The sequence below is a fragment of the Paenibacillus sp. FSL R5-0887 genome (genome assembly GCF_038002305.1).
Taxonomy (GTDB): Bacteria; Bacillota; Bacilli; order Paenibacillales; family Paenibacillaceae; genus Paenibacillus_AQ; species Paenibacillus_AQ odorifer.
Genome location: NZ_JBBOCE010000001.1, coordinates 2392050 through 2411849, shown reverse-complemented (window position 1 = coordinate 2411849; position 19800 = coordinate 2392050). Strand labels below are relative to the sequence as shown.

17 protein-coding genes are annotated in these 19800 nt (G+C 42.6%); 12 read left to right on the top strand and 5 right to left on the bottom strand.

Translation table 11 applies throughout. The features are described 5' to 3' along the window. Positions 1 to 346: 346 nt before the first annotated feature. Positions 347 to 2272, bottom strand: coding sequence for a bile acid Fe-S flavoenzyme BaiCD (gene baiCD, locus MKY14_RS10900; protein ID WP_340976471.1), 1926 nt, complete (start codon positions 2270 to 2272; stop codon positions 347 to 349). Between the two features lie 181 nt (positions 2273 to 2453). On the opposite strand from baiCD, the gene MKY14_RS10895 reads away from it, so the two are divergent. Together MKY14_RS10895 and MKY14_RS10890 are read left to right on the top strand one after the other, a co-directional pair. Beyond that, positions 2454 to 2975 (top strand): PadR family transcriptional regulator, encoded by a 522-nt coding sequence (locus MKY14_RS10895; RefSeq protein WP_036688994.1) that lies wholly within the window; start codon positions 2454 to 2456, stop codon positions 2973 to 2975. 213 nt (positions 2976 to 3188) lie between these two features. Further along, positions 3189 to 3467 carry a hypothetical protein gene (locus tag MKY14_RS10890; protein ID WP_076278739.1) on the top strand — a complete coding sequence of 93 codons (279 nt, stop codon included), beginning with the start codon at positions 3189 to 3191 and terminating at the stop codon, positions 3465 to 3467. Positions 3468 to 3533: 66 nt separating this feature from the next. Here the strand turns inward: MKY14_RS10890 and MKY14_RS10885 are convergent, their stop codons facing one another. Both MKY14_RS10885 and MKY14_RS10880 read right to left on the bottom strand, forming a co-directional pair. Further along, a complete protein-coding gene (locus tag MKY14_RS10885; protein WP_076129878.1) occupies positions 3534 to 4802 on the bottom strand; it encodes an alkaline phosphatase in 1269 nt (422 codons plus the stop codon). 127 nt (positions 4803 to 4929) lie between these two features. After that, positions 4930 to 5538: a methyltransferase family protein gene (locus MKY14_RS10880; RefSeq protein WP_076190577.1), complete on the bottom strand. Its 609-nt coding sequence runs from the start codon at positions 5536 to 5538 to the stop codon at positions 4930 to 4932. Between the two features lie 107 nt (positions 5539 to 5645). Between MKY14_RS10880 and MKY14_RS10875 the strand changes: the two genes are divergently transcribed. Further along, positions 5646 to 6176 carry a hypothetical protein gene (locus tag MKY14_RS10875; protein WP_076190579.1) on the top strand — a complete coding sequence of 177 codons (531 nt, stop codon included), beginning with the start codon at positions 5646 to 5648 and terminating at the stop codon, positions 6174 to 6176. Here MKY14_RS10875 and MKY14_RS10870 read toward each other — a convergent pair. Next, entirely contained in the window at positions 6146 to 6694 is a 549-nt protein-coding gene (locus MKY14_RS10870) for a MepB family protein (RefSeq protein WP_340976470.1), read from the bottom strand. The genes MKY14_RS10875 and MKY14_RS10870 overlap by 31 nt on opposite strands. Before the next feature lie 164 nt (positions 6695 to 6858). Here MKY14_RS10870 and MKY14_RS10865 point away from each other — a divergent pair, with 164 nt between their 5' ends. From MKY14_RS10865 to MKY14_RS10825, 9 genes are all read left to right on the top strand, one after another. Continuing rightward, positions 6859 to 7050, top strand: coding sequence for a cysteine-rich CWC family protein (locus tag MKY14_RS10865; RefSeq protein ID WP_076129911.1), 192 nt, complete (start codon positions 6859 to 6861; stop codon positions 7048 to 7050). 85 nt (positions 7051 to 7135) lie between these two features. Continuing rightward, the gene (locus MKY14_RS10860; RefSeq protein ID WP_076129874.1) at positions 7136 to 7705 is read left to right on the top strand and encodes a 5' nucleotidase, NT5C type; all 570 of its coding nucleotides are present in this window, start codon (positions 7136 to 7138) and stop codon (positions 7703 to 7705) included. Positions 7706 to 7924: 219 nt separating this feature from the next. Then, positions 7925 to 9625 carry a molecular chaperone HscC gene (locus MKY14_RS10855; protein WP_340976469.1) on the top strand — a complete coding sequence of 567 codons (1701 nt, stop codon included), beginning with the start codon at positions 7925 to 7927 and terminating at the stop codon, positions 9623 to 9625. Then, complete coding sequence (locus tag MKY14_RS10850; protein WP_340976467.1) at positions 9622 to 11106, top strand: J domain-containing protein; 1485 nt, start codon at positions 9622 to 9624, stop codon at positions 11104 to 11106. Before MKY14_RS10855 ends, MKY14_RS10850 begins: the two co-directional genes overlap by 4 nt. Before the next feature lie 16 nt (positions 11107 to 11122). Continuing rightward, the gene (locus MKY14_RS10845) at positions 11123 to 11800 is read left to right on the top strand and encodes a DUF1266 domain-containing protein (protein ID WP_051491590.1); all 678 of its coding nucleotides are present in this window, start codon (positions 11123 to 11125) and stop codon (positions 11798 to 11800) included. A gap of 689 nt (positions 11801 to 12489) precedes the next feature. Beyond that, entirely contained in the window at positions 12490 to 13113 is a 624-nt protein-coding gene (locus MKY14_RS10840) for a TetR/AcrR family transcriptional regulator (protein ID WP_076129871.1), read from the top strand. 42 nt (positions 13114 to 13155) lie between these two features. Beyond that, positions 13156 to 14403: an MFS transporter gene (locus tag MKY14_RS10835; RefSeq protein ID WP_179088350.1), complete on the top strand. Its 1248-nt coding sequence runs from the start codon at positions 13156 to 13158 to the stop codon at positions 14401 to 14403. A 34-nt stretch (positions 14404 to 14437) separates the two neighbouring features. Next, positions 14438 to 16777, top strand: coding sequence for an ABC transporter permease (locus tag MKY14_RS10830; protein ID WP_340976466.1), 2340 nt, complete (start codon positions 14438 to 14440; stop codon positions 16775 to 16777). A gap of 14 nt (positions 16778 to 16791) precedes the next feature. After that, positions 16792 to 17556, top strand: a complete 765-nt coding sequence (locus MKY14_RS10825) for an ABC transporter ATP-binding protein (protein WP_076304866.1) — start codon at positions 16792 to 16794, stop codon at positions 17554 to 17556. Between the two features lie 243 nt (positions 17557 to 17799). On the opposite strand, the gene MKY14_RS10820 is transcribed toward MKY14_RS10825, so the two are convergent. Further along, positions 17800 to 19662, bottom strand: coding sequence for a rhamnogalacturonan lyase (locus MKY14_RS10820; protein WP_340976465.1), 1863 nt, complete (start codon positions 19660 to 19662; stop codon positions 17800 to 17802). Between the last annotated feature and the right edge of the window lie 138 nt (positions 19663 to 19800).

Here is a 19800-nt window from a genome sequence, read left to right as displayed (position 1 = left end):
TTTTCGGACTCCAATGCAGTTATTCCCGTCGCAGCACCTCTTTTGACCCCTATTTTTGCGGAATAGCGGCATCTGGGTCCGATAGATTCGTAAAAAGGCTATTTTTAGCTCAATAGCGTCTCCTGAGTCCGAACGGCATAATGGGTGAAGGGTGAAGGGTGAAGGGTGAAGGGTGAAGGGTGAAGGGTGAAGGGTGAAGGGTGAAGGGTGAAGGGTGAAGGGTGAAGGGTGAATGGGGAGTGGATACCGATTACCGAATAGCCCCTCACGAATGCACTCTGAGTAAAAAATAACCCGGCAGGGCGGACCTGCCGGGTTATTTTCATGAAGCATATAGTTAGCTTAATTAGATTCGTCTAGCTAATTCAGCGCCTTCCCAAATCGCATTCAGCGCTCTACGCGCTTGCACCGCATCGCCAATTACATGATAAGGGATGGAGCTTTCCTCCAAGAAGTCCTGAAGGGGTTGTTTGTTGAGGGCGCGTGAACCTACAGCAATTACTACATAATCAGCAGGTAGGCTGTGACGTTCGCCGTCTTTTTCAACAATTACGCTATCCCCTTGAATCGCCATACATTTGCTGTTGGTCATTAATTCAACGCCATGTCCATATAGACTTTCCATGACACAGATTTTACGCAGAAGCCCTAGATCATTAGCAACATCAGCTTGCATTTCAACTACAGTGATTTGATGTCCGCGCTCTACAAGCAGTTCTGCGACCTCAAGCCCCACTAAACCACCGCCGATAATAACGACTCTTCCTTCTGGATGAACCGTTCCCCATAACACATCATGTGAATTGACCACATGTGAACTGTCGATGCCTTCCACAGGCGGAATAATAGGAGAAGATCCGATTGCAAGAATGACCTCATCTGGCGCAATTTCTTGGATTAATTCAGGTGTAACCTCTGTATTCATTCGAATGTCTACACCTTCACGTTTAGCGGTTTCTCCCATATTCAGAGCGGCTGCAGCCATTTCCTCTTTACGTGGTGCGGCACCGGCAATATAAAGCTGTCCGCCCAGAATGTCATTTTTTTCGCATAATATTGGATGATGCCCACGTCGTTTCAGGGTGACAGCTGCTTCTAATCCGCCAGGGCCACCACCAGCAATAAGTACTTTTTTGGGGATACCCGTTTGCTGCAATTCATATTCACTTTCACGACCGGTTGCAGGATTAAACACACAGCTGATAAATGGAACATTAGGATTCACGAATCCATCGAAGCAGCCTTGATCGCAACCCACACATTTAACGATCGTGTCTGCACGTCCGGCTAAAGCTTTATTGCAGAATTCCGGATCTGCCAGCTGCGCACGCCCAATGGCTACAAAATCAGCCAAACCCTCCGCAATAATCCGGTCTGCAATTGCTGGATCATTAATACGGCCTACGGCAATAACAGGGATGTTAACCACAGATTTAATTTGTGCTGCGTTATCTACATTGAAGCCTACAGGTAAATCGATCGGTGGTACTTCATATTTAATTGCAGCGCCAGCAGGGACCCCACGAGATACATTAATAGCATCAATTCCAGCTTCTTCAGCGAGCTTTGAGAAGAGCTTCATATCTTCCAGCGTAAGTCCGCCCGGTAGATCCTCAATCGCAGAGATTCTCATCAAGATAGGGAACCCAGGTCCAACCGCTTTCCGGATAGCCCGGATACAAGCCAGCGGGAAGCGGCAGCGATTCTCCCAAGAACCGCCGTACTCATCCTGACGAAAATTCATTGCAGGACTTAGAAATTGTTGGGGCAAATAACCATGTCCGGCATGGAATTCCACACTGTCAAATCCGGCTTTCTTCGCACGTAATGCTGTATCTGCGTAAGCTTGAACCATCTCGCCGACTTCATGATGCGTTAGTTCACGTGGTATATGAGTCACGCCTTCAAACGGAACAGGTGAAGAGGAAACCTGAATTAGGTTGGGAGTTACTTTACCTCCATGCCATAACTGCAGACAGCTTTTGCCTCCTGCCTCTCGAATAGCTAATGCTAATTGAGCCATACCTGGAATGAATTTATCATCATAAAGGGCAGGAGCATCATCGGAGGCCGCCGTTGGGTGAATAGTTGTTACTTCTACAGTATTTAAGCCGTTGCCGCCTTTAGCTCGTGCTACATGGTAATCAATCAGACGATCACTGACGTATCCACCCGGCGCGTTCATTTTCGTGCCCATCGCTGGTAAAATGACCCGGTTCCTAAGCTCCATATTTCCGATTGTGCCCTTGCTAAATAGATGTGTGAATTCCATACGATAACTTCCTCTCTACATATAGGTTAAAAATAAATAGGTTATTTTAACCTATATTAGCGAAAGATCAGGGTGAAAGTATGTGCAAAAAATCACGAGTGATTTGGCAGGAATGTAGTAATTGAGGTAATATAAGAAAATGATGAACCGGATACGTATTCCGGAAGCCCGGAGGATGATTATGGATATTGAAGTTTTGATTCTGGCCCAATTAATGAAAGGGGCCAAACATGGTTATGAAATTAAAAAAAACATTATTTTTGTAATGGGCAATGATAAAATCGTAAACAATAACTCGCTTTATCCAAAGCTGAAATTATTTGAAAAGCGAAAATGGGTAATCAAAAAAACGGAAATTCAGGAACGCCGGCCTAAACGTTATGTATATTCTATAACTACTGAGGGTGAGGAGCGGTTTAACACCTGCTTAACAGAATTTACGCTGGAGACTATTCGAATTGATAATGAATGGTCTATTCGTCTTGCTTATTATGAGCTTTTGGATCAGGAGACACGTAGAAGATTGCTTGATTACAGAGAGACTTATATGAACGAAAAGCTGGACCATTTACAGCAGTTATCCAAAGTAGTTGGCAATAGTGAAGATATGGATTACTCTGAGGAGCTCTATTTTTACACCCGAAGTATGGTTTTACGAGAGATCGAGTTAATTAAGGAGCTGTCACGTAAATTAGAAGCATAAGGAAACCGTTGAATTAGCTATAAAAATAGAATTTTATAAACACACCTCGCTGTAATCGTTAATTAACGGTATATTTGTAAAATCGATTCATAGTTTAGCTTTAGGTTTTCCGCTTGTGATTGGTATCATCATCTTTATTTTGGGTTTGATCATATTGGGAATCGAATATTTCACATCAGATTTGTTGAACAATGGGAAGAAGGGGGAGTCTTCTTGAAAAGAATATACATCGCAGTCCTAAGTTTTGTACTTCTGCTTGTATTAACCATTTGTGATCGTGAGGAAGTCAGCAGCACGGCGATGCCAGAGATAACCATTCATATGGATGGAAAAGTGATTCAATCTCAAACCCTCTCCAGAGAGGTGGGCATAGAACTGGATGATGAGAGTGCGCTTGAGCCTGGAGCAACGATCAGAGGATTTCATCTGACAGGTAAATGGGCGGATCAGACTAAGGATATCCTTTTTGTTGTGCGAACAGATGCTAAGTAAATACTGTATTTTAAAATAAAAAAGACTACCCAGAAAAAAATCTGGCTAGTCTTTTATTATTTGCTTTTATTTTTTGGCTTTAAAACCTGATGCTTGCATAAGCTTGGTGAATACTTCGGTGTTTTCGTAGATTCCAGTAAATAATTGTGCATTTTTGCCCATAGCTGTAATTGGAATATCAACCGCAGTATGGCCTGAGGTCGTCCAGTCCACTACAAAATTGTGTTTGGAATTGGCGATGGCGAATGGACCGTCTTCTTTGGATATGCCGTCACCGGACTCATCATCTGCGTCAACTGCTTCAATAGAAAATCCGCCGGTCTCATGGTCGGCAAGCACTAGAACCAGTGTATCTGGATTCTTTTTGGCGAAGTCTTTGGCTACTTGCACGGATTTGTCCAGTTCTTGACCTGATTTAATCGTCATTTTAGCGTTGTTTTGATGTGCAAATTCGTCAGTGCCTTCTTCTTCCACCATAAGGAAAAATCCTTTTTTATTTGTTGCTAGCGTATCTATAGCTTTCTTAGTCATCTCGGGCAGCGATACCACCGGATTATAAATATCTCCTTCACCCTCAGGCTTTTGCTGGAACATTTCCTCGTTTGCGAATATTCCAAGCAGCTTGCCGTCTTTTGCTTTTTGCATATCCGCTTTGTTCGTTACATAGGTGTAGCCCAATTGTTTAGCTTTATCCACAAGGTTACCTTGCGTTCCTTTGCTTTTTTCTGAAGGATCTTCAGCGGGTTCATCTGGGAATTTGCCGGGATTGCCTGCCGGGTACCAGAAATCCTCACCCCCACCGAGCAGAACATCAACCTTGCTCTTTGTCAGAAGCTGAAGAGCGATATCACTTTGCTTTGAGCGGTCTTCAACGTGAGCACCAAATGCGGCGCCAGTCGCGTCTGTAATCTGACTAGTGGTAACGACACCTGTTGATTTCCCGGCATCTTTAGCATATTCCATAATGGTCTTAACACTTTTTTTATCGGCATCCATTCCGATAGCACCATTATAAGTCTTCACACCGCTCGCATAAGCAGAAGCAGAAGCAGCCGAATCTGTAACAGGGACAGTGGAGCTTGTATGAATTAATCCAACGTATGGCATGGAATCCATTGCTAGATTTCCTTTTTCACCTACGGTGGCAAGCCGGATGGCATCACGCTGAGCAGCACCCATTCCGTCTCCAATAAACAGAATTACATTTCTTGTGTTCGAAGATGCTGCGTCTGCTTGATTAGGTGCATTTGTAGTGACTATGCTGGATACAAAAAGAGCAGTTGCCGCTGTCGCTACAATTGCTGTTCTGACGCCATACTTTTTCGGTGATTTCATAATTTCCCTCCTAATGTATGTTTACAGTCTCATATTATAGTAGTTACATTAAGAGAATGTTTTCTGGACTTGTAAAAAATGTAAAATGGTATAGTGAATATAAATTATCGGAGCTTGATAAAAGATTTTAAAATAAAAAATATCTGGGTGTATTATTGGCATATTGGATATATTCGTCTCCGAATACGGACTTTAAATGTTGCTCTTCTTGAAGAATTAGTAAATGAATCGCGGCAATGTTAAGAATGAATATTAGGAGTGTTAACAGATTGGGGTACATCAGATACAATCCCAAAAACATGAGATCAAACCCGACAAATGCAGCGTTTCTACTATATTTATAAATACCGTGTGTGATGAGTTTGGTTACAGTAGTCTTATCAATCCCAACTCTCCATGAAGTGCGCATAGCAATCATAGCTTGAATGAAAATGGAACATCCGAGGGCAGCTACACCAACACCGCTAAAGTGAATTACAGGAATATCAAACGTTTTGCCTACAAGTGTAACCATAAAGGACTCTGCTACGGAAAAAACAAACCATGCTGCGCCCCATAAAAAAGTAGAGGTTTTTACCAATAGCTCGGTATAATGGATCTTAGATAGTTTAGCGCCTTTAGCCAGAACGTTTCCTTTAATGTGGTTTTTCTTGTAAAGTATAAGGAGCTTTAATAGATAAGAAATTAGGAAGATGCAGAAAAGAAGTAGAGATAGGATATTTTTAAGATCGCTCATTTTAATTTCCTCCTCACTAATACATATGAATGATTGCTCATATGTTTGTTTATATCTTATTTCCTAATATTGTACATGTCAACTAATTATTGATTTAGGGGGATATCGTGAAAATAAGAGTATACAAAAAACGGTGGCTATGGGTGTTGGTTATCGCGGTTATTGTACTTGCAGGTACTGTAATCGGTATGCTGGTTACGCAAACTGGGCTTGCAACCTTTACTTCCAATGCTTATGGAGTCTCTTTGAAGTATCCAACGGAATGGGTCTTAGATTCAGCAGATGATGAGAAGGGTCAGGGGGAGGATGGTTTTTTTCAATTATCCGCTATGTCTGGAGAGGGACAATCAATAGATGAAGTAGCTGAAATCATTGCCTCCCATCAGCTGAAGCCTTATGGCTCCAATCCGCAAATCACTGAACTGACATTAGAGGGGTTAAAAGAGGAAGAGAAGGCAAAGTTGATTATGCCTTCTGCTGACCAAGGGGAGGAATGGAATCATCAAGCGGCGCTTATAATTAAATATCCCGAAGCGGTGAAAATAGGAGATGATGTATACTATTATTTTATTTTGCAGGGCGATAAGGAACATGTGGAGGAGATAGGTCAGACCGTAAGATTTACGGGTAAACCGTAAAGTGCTTGCGCACGAAGGTAGTCTACGGGTTTATTTGCAGGGATATCCAAGAAATATTCCGACTGCCATGTTTGCGTTTTTTGAGCTTGGCGACTCGTGGGAATGTCCCAAGGCGGGTAGACTCGAAAAGCTCTTTTTCTACCTTCACCTTTATCAGATAGAATATCTTGTTCTCTTAGGACAGCTTTTGGAAAAATAAATTGGCCAAAGTGATTCCCATTTCGTGTACTTATAACGAAGAGATCAGCAGGATCTGAGATGTCATAGGGTTGGATGGGATGATCTCCAATTCGCTCCCATAGTGTCACAAAACGCCCGACTTTAGTGGGTGTGATTTTAGCCACCCGGAATCTAATGGCCAGTGCATTTAAGGTAAAGATATATGCTCCGTATTCTGCATTTTGCGGTTCAAGAATTGGGTCGGAGCAATCAAACCTGCAAGGATTATATACTTCTTCCATGGTAGCAAGTAAGTCACTATGTAGGGTATCTAAAAAGCTCAGCTTCTTATCATTCATCTGTTATTCTCCCATTTGAGTTCGTAATGTTCACTATCTTAATGCAAGTGAACCGAGTTCACAAGTGTAGGAATAATAGAGAAATTGAAGTTGGATTTATTTTATTGATATGGTTTTCCAAAGAAAAATAGTTTGTGATTTTTGGGGGAGTAGAAATTTTGGATATGATGAACATACTGGTTGAAGAACGCCATTGTCCTTTATGTAAAGAATTGAATCGTTGTGGCGCTGAAGGCGGTGACTGTTGGTGTTTCCATACAGAAATTCCACTCGAATTGCAAGAACAGATCCCGGAAGAACTGAGAGGGAAAGCTTGTATCTGCCAAAAATGCGTAGAAGCATTTAATAAACATTAACCGGGATTTTAATTAACTCTCGACGAAAACCGTAATTTCATTGTATATAATTAAAGTGTAATCTAAAAAAATAATGGAGGCGCAGATGAGGAAGCCAATAATTGCAGTAGATATGGATGATACAATTTGCCATCTAGTGAAGCGAGCCATATACCATAATAATAATGATTTTCCCACGCATCTGCTGCGGTATGAGGAAATGCTTGATTGGAATACGGATCATTTACGTCATCCGGATTGTACACAAGAGATTTTCTATGGGCGGCCCGGTCTGTATGAAGAGCTTGAACTGTTTGACGAACATGTCGTAGGAGAAATGGAGAAACTGCATAACGCTTATGATGTAATTATTGTTACGGCAGCCCAACCCCAGTCGGTGGTGGAAAAATGGAACTGGCTGCAGAAGCATATGCCGTTTATTCCGATTGAAAATTTCTTTACCTGTAAGCGAAAAAATCTTATTAACTACGATCTATTGATCGATGACGGGGTGCATAACCTGGTTCCGGCATTGCAGGAGGGAAGAAAAGTGCTTTGTATTCCGCATCCATGGAATTTGCGGGCCCGTGAACAATATGCTTTTCCATTATTGACCTCATGGGAAGGTGCAAAAGAGAAGATAGATCAGATGTTAGGACGTCCAGAGAACGAATGAGACTGTTTTTTTATAGATGATGTACAGAAAAATATCCTCCGCCAAAAAATGAAGGTATCCCATTAGCCATTGTGGCTTTTGAGATACCTTTTTTATGTCTATTGCAAAAGCGCAATTTCATTATTATGCTCTGGATGTAAATATGTTGAATTAGTGACATTTCGATTCTTGGACTCTTTTCTTTGTATATTATTGTATATAAAAGGAGTGGAGATAGTAGTGAGAACAATCGGAATTGATTTAGGAACGACCTATAGTCTTGCTGCTTATTGGGACGGCAGTCAGGCTGTAATTATTCCCAATGTACTCGGGGAGCATGTAACACCCTCGATTGTTAGTGTAGATGCAGGGGGAGAAGTATTGGTTGGAAGAATCGCACAGGAACGACTGATTACACATCCACAGTTAACCGCCTCGACTTTTAAGCGCTTTATGGGATCAGCAAAGAAATACAAACTAGGTACGATGACTTTTACTCCTGAAGAGTTATCTTCTTTTGTTCTGCGGTCACTGAAAGAGGATGCGGAAAATCATCTAGGTGAGTCCGTAACGAAAGCTATAATCAGTGTTCCGGCTTATTTCAATGATGTTCAGCGGAAAGCAACTAAGAAAGCAGCTGAGCTGGCTGGTTTACAAGTAGAGCGGCTTATTAGTGAACCTACGGCGGCAGCACTCGCTTATGGCCTGCATCAGAATCAGGAGACTTCATTTCTTGTTTTTGATTTGGGTGGAGGAACCTTTGATGTGTCTATCCTGGAGCTTTTCGAAGGGGTAATGGATGTTAAGTCGATTGCCGGAGATAACTATCTTGGCGGGGAAGATTTCACAGAGATACTAGTGGCCTATTTTATCCAAAAGAATAAGCTGGACGCTGAATCGTTAACACCAATGACGAGGTCGATGTTGTATAAGCAGGCTGAGCAGAGTAAACGAATTCTTGGTACAGAGTCTGCTGCGACTATGCGGATAGTTATTAAAGAGGAAGAATACGTGCTGACTATAGAACGCTCAGAGCTTGAGCAATTGGTACAACCATTACTAATACGTCTAAGACAGCCGATAGAAAGAGCATTGCGGGATGCTTCTCTGCAGCCTTCCGATCTGGATGGGATTGTGATGATTGGGGGTGCGACTAAAATGCCTCTGATTAAGCAAATTATCAGCCGTATGTTCGGGAAAATGCCTTATGCGAATATCAGCCCAGATGAGACCGTCGCACTGGGAGCTGCGGTTCAGGTGGCGCTGAAGCAGCGTGATCAAGCGCTGGATGAAATGATTTTGACGGACGTTTGCCCCTATACATTAGGAACCAGTGTTCTGCGAAGAGGTTCAAGCGGACAAACGTCATCTGGACATTACTTTCCGATCATTGAACGTAACACTCCGATTCCTGTTAGCCGGGTAGAACGTCTATATACAGCCGCAGATAATCAAAAGATCATAAGTGTGGATGTGTATCAGGGGGAGAGTCCTCGCGTTGAAAATAATCTTTTCCTGGGAGAAATGGAGTTTCAGATTCCGCAAGCACCTCGGGGAGAAGAAAGTATAGATGTCAGATATACATATGATGTGAATGGGATTCTTGAGGTGGAGGTTACAACCGTTTCAACAGGTCAGAAGCATCAGATGATCATTGAGCAAAATGCTGGTGCAATGACGAAAAAGCAAATTGAAGCTCGTTTACTGGAACTGCGGAGTATCAAAATTCATCCGCGTGAGCGTACCGAGAACAGGCTTCTGCTTGCTAGAGGTGAGCGTTTATATGAAGAGGTGCTTGGGGACCAACGGAAATTTATCGCACAGTGTCTGAAAGTATTCGAAGATGCTTTATATACTCAGAACGAGAAAGTGATTGAAAAAGCGGCACAAGCTTTCAATGAGCAATTGGCGGAAATTGAAGGGTGGTCATACTTCACATGACAATCTGGAGTATGTTGGAGATTGAACCCACAGATGAACTAGCTATCATCAAGAAAGCCTATGCCAAAAAACTGAAATCGCATCACCCCGAAGATGACCCTGAAGGATACCAACAGCTTAGAGAAGCTTATGATACAGCTGTGATATGGGCCCGCTCCGGGCAGCGTATAGCAAGTACTGTCCCTTCATTTATAGGTGAGGATAAGAAAGAAATAGCAGAAGCAATATCAAAAGAAATAGAAAAAATGGTGATACAAGCAGAAACAGTAATACGAGTAGATGAAGCTGAGGAGGAAGAAAGCGAGGAGGAAGAACAAGAAGTTGCGGAGGAAGACACCGAGGAAGAAGTAGAAGGGGCTACTACTATACCGCATGAAAACGAGTGGGCGCTGTTTCGCCCACTTCCCATTCAACTTGATGCTGATCTTCAAGAACAGCCAGCAGATATTTTTGACAGACAAATTAGGGAACTGTATGCGGACTTCTCGCGCCGGATTCAACAAGCTTCGTGGCATTCACTTTTGAATGAAGATTTCATGTGGAGTATAGAGCATCGCGATCGGCTAAGGGATAAGCTTATGTTGTTCCTTGATCAGCATCGGAATTTGCCTCATGCCGTATGGGAGGCGTTGGATTCATTTTTTCATTTTCGTGAGGACAAGGAAATATTTCTTCAACGTTATGATAATAAGTTAGTCGAGTACATACTGGGGCAGGTCGACGGAAGCATGGAGATGCGTTATGAGTGTTTCCTTTTGCAGGAGTCTCTTGAGTTTGACATAGAACACTATCTAAATCTGAGGCAATCCGCTCAATTCATGCTGATGGAGGATAAACATACTGAAGCGGGTCAACTGCTCGACGAAGCAAATAAGCTGTTTCAGAATGATCCGGATCTGCAATTATTGCGAGCTAAGAATTGTCTGGATACTGCTGATTATATGGAAGCGCTGGTGTGTTTGGACCAAGTAACCGCTATGTGGCCTAACGAAAGAGACGGTTACTTATTAAGAGGCCGGCTTCTCTACTATTTGCAGCGTTATGAGGAAGCGATGAAGGATTGTGAATATTTGCTGCAAGAGGATGCTGGAAATAGAGATGTGCAATGTTTAATTCTGGAATGTAAGATTGCATGTTCTCAAATTGAGGAAGCTCTTACACAAACGGAGACTAATGAGCCTAAAAAGGACGAGTTCATTCATTTTCGTTACCTTGCGAATAAGTTCATGTTGAAGAACAAAAAAATGTATCCACAACGTCTTCGTATCTCTTCGCTCGTAAGCATTGGAAAGAGCATTATAGGGTCTATATTATTCTATCTATTGGTTTTCCTGAAATTAAGCTGGTTCTATATTTTGGTATATACCATATATTATTTTTCAGTATCTGAGCTTCCCCCGCTTGTCAATGCGGTGTTCATTCTTATTTTTCTATGGAAAATCAGGAAGATTTGCAAAACAGCATACCTATTCTCGAACTAATATCAGGAGGCTCTACATGCTGAAGGAATACAATGTTAAGCAAAGAAAACGATTGGAAATGTATTTCCGCTGTCTTTCCTCTACCTGCATACGTGGTCTCTTAGGGAGATACTATGTGGTTTATGAGTTTGATTTCAGTAATGTCTTCTTCAAAAGAGGATTAATCAAAAATGCTTGTGAAAGATGGAATATCGAGGATGCTAACTCCTTTCATCGCCAGATTCGCTGGCTTCTAGAAGATGGCAACCGTGCAGAATATAGATCTTTACATGCTCGTTTAGCCACACTTTCCGAAACCTCACGCAGTAAATATCTTGAGGCACATAAGGATCATGAGGATTTTGTTAATCTGAAGGTTGTTGCACAAGGTATACATCAGTTGCCTTCTGGTGACATTTCTGCTTTTGGATTAGCTTGGGTAATTTATCTGAGCCGGATTGGTTATGTTGAGGATTATTTGAAGAAGGAAGAAGCCTGGGAATACAAAATAGAAGCCGCAAGGCAGCTACAAGAACGTTATAGCAGTTGGGCGGATTATTATATAGCCTATTCCTTGGGCAGCAAATTTTCATTAGTACAATCCGGCGGATTAGATAATCTATTTGAGACGGGATTGCAGAAGCTCATGCGAAATAGCAGCATTCTATACAGGGAAGCCGTTTGGGGGCAAAATCTCCAGCCGGAAGCCACTTAGTCCGAACTTAGGTAATTAATACCTATTGATTACCTATTGAATCCCTATCCCGTGTTGCTTAAGGACCCAGAGGTCGCTATTTGCAGATTTATAGCTCTTTGAGCCGGTTTTCGGACTCCAGTGCAGCTATTCCTTGAGGAAGCGGTCTTTTGTGGTGTTTTTGATGCCAATAGGTGCTATGCGGTCCGTTAGGAATCCAAATGGGGGATAATGCAGCGTATAAGGTCAGCTGTGTCCGATAAGCTGCGTCGTAAGTGCAAATGTGATCCAAGCAAACGAAGTTTAGTAGTTTAGTGTTACAACGCGAGCAAAGGTATCTCCATGGATCAGATCAAAGAGCAAGCTAAAAATAAGATGCAGCAGTAAAACCAAACAGTAAAACCAAACAGTAAAACCAAACAGTAAAACCAAACAGTAAAACCCAACAGTAAAACCAAAAGTAAAACCCAACAGTAAAGAATAAGACTAAACAGTAAATAGTAAGACTAAAACTCAACAGCAAGACCAAACAGTAAAACCAAACAGTAAAACTCAACAGTATATCCCAAAACGAGGGAGTTCCAGCTGCTATAACGTAGCTTTTGGAATTCTCTCTTTTTTGTGATGCCGGATTAATCTTGACAGGATCTAATATTTGTATATAATTGGAATAGACCGACGGTCGGTCAATAGAATGGAGGACGTTTCAGATGAGAATTTCCAAAGAAGCGGAAGAACGTAGAAATGAAATATTGGATACAGCAGAAATGCTGTTTTTTACGAAAGGGTATACCAAAACGACAGTGAATGATGTCTTGCAGGCTATAGGTATCGCGAAGGGAACCTTTTACTATTATTTTAAATCGAAGGAAGAGGTCATGGATGCTGTTGTGCTGCGATTTATTGATGCTGGTGTAGCAGCTGCTAAGCAAATTGCTGCAGATCCTAAGCTGACCGTTCATGAAAAGCTGCTGCAAATCATTATGGCGCAAAAGCCGGATACGGACAGAAAAAGCCAAATGATTGAGCAGTTCCATCAGGCTGATAATGCACAGCTGCACCAGAAAAGCTTGGTGGAAACCATTTTGCGGCTAACTCCTGTTTTGACAGAGGTCATTGAGCAGGGCATAGAGGAGGGACTGTTTCACAATCCGTATCCCCGGGAGACGATGGAATTTCTATTGATTACCTCTCAATTTCTTTTTGATGAAGGGATATTCAAGTGGCAGCCTGAGGAAATCATCCAGAAGATAAGAGCTTTTATCTATACGATGGAAATTACGCTGGGGGCGGAGAAGGGCAGCTTCGACTATGTGTTTCAAATGTTTGAATAGGGGAGAGGGAATATTCTGAACAACAAATCCTTCGGAAATTTTATGATCATTTGGATGGGGGAGTGGATATCCAGTATTGGCAGCGGGTTGACGGCTTTCACCTTAGGGGTCTATGTGTTCCAGATGACGCAGACCGCCTCTAGTGTGGCACTTTTAACCTTATGTGCTTTTCTCCCTTCCATTGTGCTCAGTCCTTTTGGCGGCGTGTTAGCGGATCGGTTTGATCGGCGATTGATGATGATAGCAGGGGATTTGTTGTCTGCTTTTGGACTTGTATATGTTCTCATCATCATGCTGCTGGGTGAACCTCATTTATGGCAGATTTGTCTGGGCGTGACGTTTAGTTCGATTTTTGTATCCTTGCTTGAACCTGCCTACAAGGCTACCATTACAGATTTATTAACAGAGGAGCAATTTGCCAAGGCCAGTGGTTTAGTTCAGCTTGCTGCGTCCTCAAAATATCTTCTTTCCCCTATCCTTGCCGGGATTTTGCTTAGCTTTATGGATATAAAAACTATCCTGCTTATAGATATCTCAACCTTTCTAGTTACAGTTCTTGCAGTGATGGCTGTTCGCAGGAATCTACAGACTGAACACAGAGTTCCAACGAATCAGTCGTTTGTAAAAGATTTGAAGGAGGGCTGGGATGCTCTTATTTACACGAAAGGTGTACTGCAGCTTACGATCATTTTGTCTGTCGTTACTTTTTATGTGGGTTTTCTCCAAACCTTATATACGCCTATGCTTTTACCCTTTACGGATACGAAAACTCTAGGCACGGTATTATCTGTAAGTGCTATAGGGATGTTGCTCGGCAGTCTGATTATTGGAGTTTTTAGCATCGATCGTAAATATATCAAAGTATTAGCGCTCGGCCTAGGATTCGCCGGACTGTTTTTTTCTTTGGTGGGTCTGACCACGAATGTTGCTTTTATTACAGCTGCTGGCTTTTTATTTTTTGCAACGTTGCCTTTTGTTAATACCAGTGCTGACGTTATGATTCGCAACCATATCCCAAATGACACACAGGGGCGGGCATGGGGGATCATTGGCATTTTATCACAACTTGGTTATGTGGCTGCGTATGCTTTTGCTGGCATATTGGCTGATCAAGTGTTTAATCCTCTTTTACGAGAGGGAGGTCTGCTTGCTTCATCAGTAGGTAAGGTGATAGGCACAGGGGAAGGACGGGGAATCGGCTTATTATTTATCATCTCTGGTTTGCTCATCATTATTATGGCATTTGTGATCCCCCGAATGAAATCAATTCGCTGCCTTGAACGTGAATAATTGAATTCCGTATTAGAGAGGAGAAGGCCCGTCAATGCTGCTACGAATTGTAAAAAGAGACCTTCAACGCAATAAAATCATTACCTTCGGATTATTTGTGTTTATCATGTTATCGGCTTTGCTTGTTGCTTCAGCGTCGCAAGTGATTATAGAATTGTCGGGGTCCTTGAATCAGCTATTGATTAAATCTAAAGCCCCTCATTTCGTGCAGATGCACGCAGGACAAATCGACAGCTCAGCAATCGAGAGCTTTACAGCCGCTAATCCACTGGTGAAAGATCAACAAACCGTAGAGATGCTTAACTTGGATGGATCTAACGTTTATCTAGGCAGTAACCAAGGCTCGGAAGCAAACAGCGTGATGGATATCGGCTTTGTAGAGCAGAACCCTTCGTTTGATTTGCTGCTGAATTTAGAGAACAAGGTGATTGAGGTATCGGCAGGAGAAATCGCTGTCCCCATTTATTATATGAAGCAAAAGAATCTGAAAGTCGGCGACATAGTTAGCGTTCTAGGTGAACAGTTCGATAAAAAGTTTGTGATTACTGATTTTGTAAGGGATGTCCAAATGAATCCAGCCATGGTCAGCTCCAAACGTTTTGTCGTAAATGCTGCTGACTTTACAGCGCTTAAACAACAGCTCGGCGAACCTGAATACCTGATTGAATTTCAGCTTACAGATCTATCTAAGCTCAATGATTTCCGCAATGAGTATCAATCCTCAAATCTGCCCAATAAAGGCCCCTCCATTGACTATCCTTTATTTAAAACGCTAAATGCACTGACGGACGGGATTATCGCAGTTGTTATTATTTTGGTAAGTGTTCTGCTGATGCTGATTGCTATTTTATGTCTCAGATTTACGATGATCGCTACCTTGGAAGAGGATTACAGAGAGATAGGTGTCATGAAAGCGATTGGGATCACGCAGCAAGATATTCGCAGCATTTATTTAGCAAAATATATCGTGATGGCAGCCGTCGCCTCTGTATGTGGATATTTACTGTCTTTAGGTGTGGTTCGTTTGTTTACAGCTAATATTACTTTGTATTTGGGCGTTGCTCCTGCCAGTATCCTTCATTATTTTGTTCCTGTCCTGGCGGTAGGTTTGATCTTTGGAGTTGTTGTATTCTTTTGCCGGATGATTCTTAGACGCTTTAATCGCATCACGGTTGTAGAAGCTTTACGGTCAGGTACGAGGGGTGAAGCAAGGATGAACACAAGCAGATTTTCACTTAGCAAGCGTAAATTTGTTAACGTGAATGCTTTTCTCGGGGGAAAAGATGTTTACGGGCGCTTCACCATGTACGGATTATTGTTCTTCGTATTTGTGATCAGTTTGTTTATCGTTCTAGTGCCAGTGAATATATTGAATACTCTTCAGTCTCCCCGGTTTGTTTCTTATATGGGCGTCGGTCAGAGCGATATTCGCATTGATTTGCAGCAATCGAACCAAATAGAGAAGCGTTTTAATGAGATGATAACCAAGCTTGAAAATGACCCGGACATCTCTAAATTTTCTCCACTGATTACTTCTAGATTTAAGGTATTAGGTAGTGATGGTGTATGGGAATCGCTAAATGTTGAAACCGGTGACTTTACTATTTTTCCGCTCTCGTATGTTCATGGAGGAACTCCTAGAAGTGCAAATGAGATCGCTCTTTCTGACCTGAACGCCAAGGAACTGAATAAAAAGATGGGGGATATCGTTCATTTAGAGGTTGCTGGGGTGGCAAGAAAATTGACCGTTAGCGGGATCTATCAGGATATAACTAATGGTGGCCGAACCGCAAAAGCGCAATTGCCATATGATTCGAAGACGGTTCTCTGGTATGTAGTAGCTTTGGATGTGAATCCGGGAATTTCCGTCCAGGCAAAAATGGATCAGTACACCAAATTATTTTATCCAGCAAAAATCACTCATCTGCAAAGCTATTTAGCTCAGACATTAGGAAATACAATTCGCCAATTGAAGCTGGTTACAGGCTTATCCATCGTTATCGCATTTTCGATTTCGATATTGATTACCTCTTTATTTCTGAAAATGCTGCTTGCCAAGGATTCTTCGCAAACCGCTATTTTGAGAAGTGTTGGCTTTACGTTAGGAGATATTCGTAGGCAGTATCTGGTAAGGATGCTGATAATATCAGGGCTGGGCGTCATTCTTGGTACTTTTGCGGCTAACACTCTCGGGCAAAAAATTGCTCAAATGCTAGGCTCTTTCATGGGGGCTTCTAAGATACAGTTTGTAGTCAATCCGGCGGTAGCCTATCTTATGCTTCCTCTACTTGTCATGCTGATTGTAGCGCTCACCACCGTAACAAGCACGATCTCAATCAGAAAATCCAGTATAGCCAAACTAATTGCCGAATGATAGGAGGTGGCAGAATGTTCATATTAGAGACGAAAGGGTTAATAAAAAGTTATTCAACAGGGCAAGGAACTCCGCAGTCGATATTAAAGGATGTTCAGCTTCAGGTGTCTCAGGGGGAATTCATAGCTGTCATGGGACCTTCTGGTTCAGGAAAATCAACATTGCTGTATACGATCAGCGGGATGGATAAGTTGACAGAGGGAAGTGTTATTTTTAAAGGGCAGGAGATCAGCGGAGTTTCAGAGAACGAATTAGCCGGTCTGCGCTTAAAGCATATGGGCTTTATTTTTCAGCAAATGCATCTGTTAAAAAACTTGAATATCCGCGACAATATCATCCTGTCTGCTTATCGGGCGAGAACCAGCAGCCGTAGAACTATCAATAAAAGAGCAGCTGAGTTAATGAACAAAACAGGAATATCTGCGCTGGCTGAACGTGATATTACACAGGTGTCAGGAGGACAATTACAAAGAGCAGCAATCTGCAGAGCACTCATTAATCAGCCTGATATATTATTTGGCGATGAGCCAACCGGGGCGCTTAACTCAAAAGCAGCTAGTGAAATCATGGACATATTAGCAGATATTAATCAATCAGGAACAACGCTTATAATCGCCACACATGATGCTAAAGTCGCTGCTCAAGCTGAGCGTGTCTTGTATATGCTAGATGGCAGCATTGCAGCTGAGCAACGGCTTGGAAAATATAATCGCGTAGATGGGGAATTGAAAAGGCGGGAGGAGAAGCTTGCGGCTTGGCTATTAAAGCTGGGGTTCTAATTGGGGATCTAGCGCTGTACGAATGTCAAACAACGTTTTGCAGTTTAATATCTGCCCAGCACTAAAACCTATCCTATATGCAATAATAACCACTCAATGCGAAGGCATTAAACAATTAAAAAAACTATTAACGCACCTCGATCATTGCTGATGCTGGTATAAACCGAACAAAAAAGCAGTTGCCCCGGCACATCCGGATAACAGCAATTGCTTTTTTGTTCACTTACTGATTCTTTAGAAAGCTTACGGCACTACGTAGATATTGGGTTTAGACACAGTGGCCATACCGTTGCCTAGGAAAAATCCTGTGTGCGGAGGTTGATTGTAAGCTGTATTCTGCCAGACAATGCTTAACCGATATACTGGATCATGCATTAAGGTATATATTTTATTAGTGGTGATGTTCGTAGTTGTATAGATTCGTAGAGCCGAGTTATCGGACTTTCTCCAGATAGCCTCTTCGCGCCAGTCTCCAAGCAGGTCGGCCTGTAGGCTTGGCGTTGCTTTGGTACTATTGTTGGATGCTACGCTCGCTCCGGTTAATAAATTGGTAACGGAGTTGCTTGCAGGGTTCCATTTATCAATCTTGACACCATCCAGCAGTTCGCGGGACAAGTCGCCATCCCACCAGATCCCAAAATTCACAGAAGGCATTGAGCTGCTTATTTTGGTGCCTGTAATGGAGTATAGGCCAACGCCGTGAGCCCATACCTCTTCCCCGGGATAATTGGGATCAATATCGGCAGCCATCCCCCGGCCGGTATCTTTTCCCGTGTATACACCCCATAAGACCGTCCCGTTTGCAGCATCCCATACCGCAGCGCCATAGGGAGAACTAGTATTTTCCATGACTTTAAAAACTTCGAGACCGGGGCGGTTCGGATTTAAATCACCTACATGCAGCGCGTCTCCATGACCCAGCCCTGTATTGTATAAGGTCGCACCGTTATTATCAATGGTTAAGGCACCATAAATGATCTCATCCTTACCATCGTTATCCACATCGGCTACACTTAAGCTATGATTACCTTGACCGGCGGTTCCAGCATTGGTGGAGCTATTGCTATCAAAGGTCCATTTACGGGTCAAAGCACTGCCATTCCAGTCAAAAGCTACAACGACTGTGCGTGTATAATAACCACGTGCCATAATGATGCTTGGATGTACTCCATCCAGATAGGCTACACCTGCTAAAAAGCGGTCTACTCGATTGCCGTAATTGTCACCCCAACTGGATACGGTTCCTCTGGCAGGAACATAATCAATCGTGGTTAAGGTTTTGCCCGTTTGTCCGGAAAATACACTCAGATATTCAGGCCCGGTCAGGATATATCCACTGGAGTTGCGATAATCTGCACTTGTGTTTCCAAGGGTTACGCCAACTCCGTCAACTGTACCGTCTGCTGTTTTGCAGACTACTTCGGCTTTACCATCACCATTGAAATCATAGACTAGAAATTGAGTATAATGTGCGCCAGCCCGGATATTTTTACCCAGATCAATTCGCCATATCCGAGTTCCATTCAGCTTATAGGCATCCAGATAGACGTTGCCTGTATAGCCACTTTGCGAGTTGTCTTTGGAATTGGAAGGATCCCACTTCAACACGATTTCATATTCCCCGTCACCGTCTAAGTCGCCCACGCTGGCATCATTGGCACTATAGGTATAACTTACGCCATCTGGCGTAGTGCCACCTGCCGGAATCTGAATCGGAACGTCCAAATAATTGTTGGCCCATACATTTGCTGCTGGGGAATCAGATTGCTCAATACCGCCGACGATTGCTCGAACTGTATAGCTAGACGAAGTTGTGCCGGCGTTATCCTGATAATTCGTGCTGTCCGTGATTGGGGTAACGTTTACTTTTGTACCATTGCGGTATAAATTAAAAGAAACCGACAGTTCTTCTGTTCCGAGTAGCCGCCAGCTCACAAATACACCGCTGGATACCTTCACTGCTACTAGTCCCCGATTTAGCTTTTCCGCTTGCCGGGCAGATGCTGCCGACACAGAGGAAAGAGAGCCAAAAGCTGCCGTCCCTAAGGTAAAGACTAAAAACCAAATGATTACAAGATACCCTGATTGATGTAACCGCTTACTCATTAACGAAGCCTCCTTTTCATTTTTGGTTCACGAGGGTTACACAGGATGTCATAGTGAACAGTACATAATATTTCATAAAGATAAAAATATGTTTTAAATTTACTTGAACCATTTTAAATGAGTACGACTTTACTCACA